Source organism: uncultured Subdoligranulum sp., assembly GCF_937890665.1.
Genome location: NZ_CALADU010000180.1, coordinates 1 through 7,286, shown reverse-complemented (window position 1 = coordinate 7,286; position 7,286 = coordinate 1). Strand labels below are relative to the sequence as shown.

Genomic DNA, 7,286 nt, shown 5'->3' with positions numbered 1-7,286 from the left:
TACCGACCCCCAGTTGAACTGGGGGTTTTTATCTTGCCTATTCGGCGCCAAAAAAATGCGTTCCCAACCGGGAACGCATGGTTTTTTCAGACGCTGCGGAACACACCGGCCCGGCGCAGCAGGTCCTTGACGGCCTCGCCGCCGCACACAAGGCCGCAGGCCGCGGGCACAAAGGCGTTGCTGGCGGGCACGGCGCGGCGGCCGGGGGCCGGGTCCTCGCCCTGTTCCGCCGCCAGGGGCGGCAGGGGCTGCTCGGTGGAAAAGACCACCTTCACCCTGCCCAGCCGCCGCTTGCGGCACTGCAGGCGGACCGCCTTGGCCAGCGGGTCCACGCTGGTCTTTTCGATATCCGCTACCCGGAAGGCCGTGGGGTCCAGCTTGTTGGCCGCGCCCATGCTGCACAGGATGGGCGTACCGGCGGCCTTACACCGCTCGATAAGCAGCACTTTGGCCGAGACCGTGTCCACACAGTCCAGCACATAGTCGAACTGCGCCATATCCACGGTGTCCGCCGTGTCGGCGCTGTAAAACAGGCGGTTGGCATGGACGACGGTGTCGGGGTCGATGTCCGCGATGCGGGCGGCCATGGCGTCCACCTTGTACTGCCCCAGCGTGGAGCGCAAAGCCACCAGCTGGCGGTTCAGGTTGGAAGGGGCGACCGTGTCGCTGTCGAACAGGCTCAGTTCCCCCACCCCGCTGCGGGCCAGCACCTCCACCGCCTGGCCGCCCACGCCGCCGATGCCGAACACCGCCACGTGGGAGCGGCGCAGCACTTCCAGCGCCGGGGTGCCCAGCAGGGCGCGGGTACGGGTATATGGGTCTGTCATGGGCGTTTCCTCCGTTTCTTTTGCTGCTATTGTACCCTGCGCCGGGCGCTCACGTCAAGTCGGCCCCGGTGCAGCGCCCGGTTTCATCAAACGTCAGCAGCAGCCGGGTGTGGCCGTCAACGTCCGCTTCCATGACGCCGGGGCTTTTCGTTTCCGGCTCATACAGGTCCTCGATCTCATCCCGGGTACGCCCCTCGAACCAGCCCGCGTTGACCAGATCCGCCGTGTAGTCCAGGAACTCGTCCCGGTCCTCTGCCCACGGCTTGAAGCCGCACTCCCACAGCACATGCATATCCAGTTCCGCGTCCTGCCCGGCGGCGTAGCGGGCGATATTCGCCCGGACGATATGCTGCTTGACGTTGACGCAGGCCAGCAGCGTGAAGCTGACGGCCAGCACCGCCAGCCCGATGCGGGCCGCCGGGATGACCCGGAACACCCGCACCAGAAGCAGCACGGCCCAGACGGCCAGCACGCAGAGAAACCAACCCGCCGCCACCCGGCGCGGCGTGTAGCCGTACAGCCGGATATACACCGCCAGTTTGGTCCCGGCCAGCGCCGCAAAGGCCAAACCGTATGCGCAGAACAGCGCCGCCAGCGGGCGGGGCAGCGGCTTTTTGCCCAAGAAGCGCACCGCCGCCAGCACCGCAAAGTCCAGAAGCAGGATGCGCAGCAGTTCCCAGAAGCCGTCCACCGCGAAGTCCGACGCCTGCGGCGCGGTCAGCCCCAGCGGGGACGCCGCCAGCCATTCCGCCGCCTGCAAGGCAAAAAACAGCGTGTAGACGGCGCACAGCGCGCCCACGGCCACGTTGGCCGTCACCGCGGGCAGGCGGCGAAAGGGTTCCAGCCCCGCAAAAAAGCGGTCCGCCGGGAACACCGGGCCGCTGCGGCGCAGGCTGCCCGCCACCAGACCGAACAGCCACGCCCCCACCGGCAGCGAGAGCACGACCGTCAAGATCAGTTCCAGCGCGCCCACGCCGTCCACCCAGCCCGTCAGCCAGCGGGTCAGGCGGTGGCCCAGCGCGGCAAAGTGGGCGTCCGCCGCAGCCAGCAACTGCCATGCCACGGCGCAGAGCGCCAGCGTGACCAGCGCCGTCAGCGCCACGGTGGCGGCCCGGCGCAGTTTCATCCGGCGGCGCAGCAGGGCGCGTCCCCCGGCCGCCAGCGTGGCCGCCCGGTTGAAAAAGCTGCCGAAGGGCAGCACCACCAGCCCGGCCAGCGCGTCGAGAAAGCACAGGCTACCCGTATAGCCCTGGGCCAGCATGCCGCAGCGGGCCAGTACATACCAGACCGCGAACAGATGCCAGGCCAGGATCTGCCAGAACGCCAGCACCGGCTGCAGGCCGAAGGCCCCTATCCCGACCGAGAGCGCCAGCCAGCAGGCGGCCCACAGCGGCGTTTCGGGCGCGGCGGCACGGCGCAGCGTCCGGGCCATCCATTCCACCCCCAGCATGAACAATACCGCAAAGACCAGCATCCCCCACCCGGTGAACCAGTGGTACAAAACGACTTCCCGCATATAAAAGTACGCCAGCAGGTAGCTGGCCAGCGCCCCCGCCAGGTACGGGCGCAGCGGCGCAGTTTGCTTGTGTTCAGACATGGGGCACCTCCTGTTCCGTCCCGACAGTTTGCGCCGGGGCGTCGGGCACATAGGCCAGCAGGTCGGCGGGCTGGCAGTCCAGCGCCCTGCACAGGGCTTCCAGCGTGGAAAACCGTACCGCCCGCGCCTTGTTGTTTTTGAGGATGGAAAGGTTCGCCGGGGTGATGCCGATCTCCTCGGCCAGTTCCCCCGCACCCTTGTGGCGGCGCGCCATCATCACATCCAGATTCACCACGATGGGCATGGGCGCACCTCCTTCAGATCGTATAGTCCAGTTCGTTCTTCATGCGTACCGCCTGGGCGAAGGCGTCCTTCAGCACCCGCACGATCAGGGCCATGAACCACGCCGCTGCCGTCAGGAACGCAAAGGGCAGATAGATCACGATGCCCGCGGGCAGGCAGACCAGCCCCGCCCCCACGCAGCACCAGCTGATGCGCCGCAGCGCCTGCACGGTCTGGGGCACAAAGACCTGCCCTTTTTCCAGCCGCCGCAAAAAGCGGTAGAGGTTGTACAGCATCCAGAAATCCAGCGCCGCGCACAGATACCCCAGCACCAGCAGCGCGCCTTCCACCCCGGGGCCGGTGTAGTGGAACGGGCGGGTCTGCGCCAGCCAGTGGACCAGCCACGGGCCGCCCAGCGTTGCCGCCGCGCTGCCCAGGATCGCCAGCACCACCACATACCGCGTCAGCGTGATGCTCTTTTGGTCATCCCATTGCCAAATCTTCATATCGGGAACCCCCTCCTGTTGAATTGGCAACAGTATAGCACAGCCCTTATCGTTTTGCAAGTATTTTTTATCGTTTTTCAATATTTTATTATCAAAAAGCAATATTCCCGAGACATTCATGTGAAAGAGCAAACAAGAATATCGCCTATGTCGTCATACGCCCAAGGCTCGCTTTGTTGTCACAATCACCTTATCTTTGTATTTCACAGCATCCGCAATCGTAAGCTTTTCGAGTGCTCGAATATAACGCTCCATGTAATCGAAGTCGATGTTACCAGCAGAGGTAACAGGAAGCTTAATTTCAAGACTCTTTAGTTTGTTCCATGTTGCCATGTTGTCATAAGAAAACAACCCTGGCAATTTGGAAAGCATCCCAACGATATATAATCCGACGAGCCGGTTTTTGATAACGTCACCCGAAAGTGAAAAAACATGGTTGTGCGTTGCCAACTTATAATTAAAATCGCGGTAATACGCATTACCCCAGAAATCTACCGTAATAGTATTTGCGGGAAACACCTTTGCCGGTTTATCGGTCTTTCCTTTTATACCGCAATTTTCCACACCACTGTTAATAAAAAACTGTCCTTTCCCATTGATATCTTTCTGCTGCAAATCCACGTCACCCGTAAAAGATGTAAACAACGCCCCCAATGTGAACTTCTTAAACCTTACCTGCCCATCCCCGCAATCAGCTTCCGAAGCACCTGCTTCGTCGGACGCGGATTTTGGAAAAAGGGAAAGTATTTTCTTGTCTTCATCGGTCAGCTCATAGTCATCAAGATCAGCGGCCACAAGATACGCATCAAGCTCGGCGATGCGCTCCTGCTCAAGCTCGGCAATGCGCTTCTGCATGCACCCAAAATCAATGTCTTCGACGGTGTATACGTAGTTGGGATCATCCGATTCGATTATTGGCAGTTCAAACTTAGCCGTCTTTGCGACAGACCAGTGCCGGGCATATCCGAGATTGGGAATCGCTTTCTTCCAACAGATCGTGATATATAACAACACTTCATCAGACATGTCAATCAAAGGCACAAGCACTTTAACATTGTCCATAACGCAAAAATCCTCATGCACGATATTCATCGTCCGCGTATGATCACCAAATATCAGATAAACCGGTGTGTCTTCCGTGATTTGAAACAGAGGCTCCCTATCCACAAGTCCAACACGACCGTTATTTCTCGTATCCGAAGAATAAGCGGGCGTTTTACCATCAGAAACAAAATCAAGTTTGGACACCTTGAAAGATTGAGGCAGTACCTTAAACAAATCCGAATAAATAAACTCCTTATTCATCCAAACCCATCTCGCCTTTCAAAATCGCACTCATTTTCCACGCGAGATAGTCCGCAATCGTCTTTTTAAAATCCTCTTCCGTAGGCGTGGTATCGACCTTCTTGTGCTGGTTGAATGCCCAGTCATCACCGTTTAACGAAATCGTATCCCGAATGACAAGGCCATTTGTCTCCGTGTAGTAATTTGTCTTCGGCATCTTACCAAGGCAAATTGCCGCCACTTCATCATAACGCTCAAGTGCATGGTCCGTATTCCGCAAATTGACCTTTTGTGTTGACTTCTTGCGATTCTGTCGAGTGTAGCCGTCTTCTGAGAAGTCGATGAACGTCACAACGTCGTCGATTTCATGCGGGCGGTTGACTTGGAACAGATAGATAGCTGTTTGCACGGACGATTTACCGTTGAAAAGGTCTGCCGGCATGTGAATACTTGCAACCAGTGTATTCTTCTTCAGAATCCGCTTCGCGTACACATCCCCCTGCCCGCTTCCGGCATTCTCCTGAATCAGAACAGCACCGTATCCCGTCTGCATGCGTGACAGTGCCTCGTCCACGAAGATAAGTCCCTTGCCCGGTGCCGAATACGGAGGATTGAGCAGGAACACATTCGCAGGGAATGTGTTCCTGTGACTCTTGATGAACTTCGGCCCTTCTTTGTGTGAGTCCCCGCAGATAATCTGCGAGGAGCCATCCCCCATAAGTATCATGTTCAGGACAGCAAGGATATAAATGTTGCCCAGAATCTCGATACCGAGCAACTGATTGTGCTTGATATGCTCAATCTTATTATCCAGCGCCTGCGTGTCGTTGATGTGCCTTTTGGCATCGTCAATCATGATTTCCATGGCGGATACCAGGAACCCGGACGAGCCCATACAGGTATCCCACACGAACGAATCCTTATCCGTCCTTGCGATTCGCGCCATCAGCGCAGTGACGAAGCGCGGCGTTAACACCACGTCATTGAGCTTGTCGTTCTCGATAATCACCCAGTCGTTCAGGCTGTTCAGAATCTTGCCCGTGAAATCCAGATGGATGTTGCTTTCAAGAAGCGGCAAGATGTCCTCTTTGACCTGCTTGTAAATGGACTTGATGACGCTTTCACCATTCACGGGTTTCCAAAGCTCGCTCTTCTCAAACACGGGCCTCAGATAGTTCAGTACCATGTCTACTTTGTCATTCGAACAGTCTTTCCGACGCAGGAATGCTCTTGTTCTGCGCAGAATAATGTTCCCGTCGTTCTCATCGCGGTCGTCATTGCTATAAAAATCAGCTACTTCCAGCGGTCTTACCCCTTCCGTTGTAAGCCCTGCCATGATAAGACCGCAGAACAGGTACAGCTTCTCATTGGTGCTCAGCAAGGTCTTAATGCTTGCGTCGTCGTAAATTCTCTGATGAATCCCCTTGATGCTCTGCTCCAACCGTTCCTCTTTATCGCGCTTGAGCTTTTCCCTTTCAGCAGCCGTCAAGGAGAGCTTGTCAAGCACGGCAAAGAACGTATCTATGTTTGATTGTTTCATCTGCACGAACTCGAAGCCTACGATTTCCTTCGGAACTTTGCCGTTCTTCTTCGACACGTAATACGCCTTGGCCTCCGGGTCCTTGACGCGCCCCTCTTCAAGCATCGTTCCGTTGATGCCGACGACAATGACCTCGCTGTACGTACCTTTGTCCAGAATTGCCAGTCCGTAGTGCAGAGCGCCGTTTACGGCGAATTGCTGTGCGGCACGGTTTGGGTTCTTGCCCCCGCTCACCAGCTCGATATCGCCGCCAGGCGTCAGCTTTTCCAGCTTTCCCTTTGCGCCTTTTGCTTCAATCATTACAGGAATGTCCCGACGAGTCGTATTCTGCAATAGAAGCTGGATGTCCGGGTAGTTTGCTCCTGAGCCGCCGGACTTCGAGTCTGCCCTTTTAAGCGCCCTGGTGATAGAGCTGTTAATCTCTTCCGTCTTTCCGAAATGCCGTATGCCAAGGTCATCCAAAACCGCCTTAAAGTATTCCTCGACCTTTTCCTCAATACTTGCCATTGATTCGTTTTCCTCCTTACCTTTTCATGTTTCACGATGCACGCATTCGCATCAAAATTTCCCCAACTCCGCGCAGACATCGATCCGGGGTTCTCTCAGGAGTAACCTGAGGTTCCTCCTGACATCACTTTTCCGTGAAGAGCACTCGCGCATCAGGCCGCAGCCCTGCCCGGCAGCGCGTCACATCCATTATGTCAGGATTCAAAGAACGGCACGGCCAGCGCCAGCCATTCGTCGGGCAGATATACCGACAGATACCCGTGGTTGTAGCCCTTGGCCTCGTAAATACGGCAGGCGGGGTGCATCGCCTGGAACATGCGGGCGGATTTTTTCACGCAGCGCATCTCCTTCTCGCCGTACCAGTACATCACCTCGGCCCGGTTGCTGCGGATGCCCTCTTTCAGCCTGTACTCCATCATGTAGGTGCGGTACATAGTGTACAGGGTCTTGCGCGGCGTGCGCGGCATATCCTGCAGGTAGTAGGCGCGGATCTCCTCCGGGTACTGCATCTTGGCGGGCAGCATCTTGGGCATCATCGCCAACTGGCTGCGACAGGCTTTTTCGCTGAACATCAGCGGGCCGCAAAGCGCCACGGTCGCCATGCAGAACCGGGCCATGGCCGGTTGGGGATAGCACAGGCTGCCGTCGATGATGGCTTTTTTCGCCACATCCGCCCGGCGGCTCAACAGTTCCATGACGATCTGCCCGCCCAGCGACACGCCGCACAGCGCGAACAAGTGGCCCCCGCACTGCCCGTCGATGTAGGCCAGCAGTTCGTCGGCGCTTTTCTCGGTGGAAACATA

7 protein-coding genes are annotated in these 7,286 nt (G+C 57.4%); all 7 read right to left on the bottom strand.

Features of this window, described 5'->3' with window-relative positions:
- Positions 1–86: 86 nt before the first annotated feature.
- Positions 87–827, bottom strand: coding sequence for a tRNA threonylcarbamoyladenosine dehydratase (locus tag Q0526_RS10325; protein WP_298733211.1), 741 nt, complete (start codon positions 825–827; stop codon positions 87–89).
- Positions 828–876: 49 nt separating this feature from the next.
- Entirely contained in the window at positions 877–2,424 is a 1,548-nt protein-coding gene (locus Q0526_RS10320) for a DUF4153 domain-containing protein (RefSeq protein ID WP_298733209.1), read from the bottom strand.
- Positions 2,417–2,668: a helix-turn-helix transcriptional regulator gene (locus Q0526_RS10315; RefSeq protein ID WP_298733207.1), complete on the bottom strand. Its 252-nt coding sequence runs from the start codon at positions 2,666–2,668 to the stop codon at positions 2,417–2,419. The genes Q0526_RS10320 and Q0526_RS10315 overlap by 8 nt, the downstream gene beginning before the upstream one ends.
- A 13-nt stretch (positions 2,669–2,681) precedes the next feature.
- Entirely contained in the window at positions 2,682–3,152 is a 471-nt protein-coding gene (locus tag Q0526_RS10310; protein WP_298733205.1) for a DUF2975 domain-containing protein, read from the bottom strand.
- Positions 3,153–3,305: 153 nt separating this feature from the next.
- A complete protein-coding gene (locus Q0526_RS10305) occupies positions 3,306–4,457 on the bottom strand; it encodes a restriction endonuclease subunit S (protein WP_298733203.1) in 1,152 nt (383 codons plus the stop codon).
- A complete protein-coding gene (locus tag Q0526_RS10300; protein ID WP_298733201.1) occupies positions 4,450–6,483 on the bottom strand; it encodes an N-6 DNA methylase in 2,034 nt (677 codons plus the stop codon). The genes Q0526_RS10305 and Q0526_RS10300 overlap by 8 nt, the downstream gene beginning before the upstream one ends.
- Before the next feature lie 194 nt (positions 6,484–6,677).
- Positions 6,678–7,286, bottom strand: a 609-nt coding sequence (locus tag Q0526_RS10295) for an alpha/beta hydrolase (protein WP_298733199.1), incomplete at its 5' end; no start/stop codon positions are given.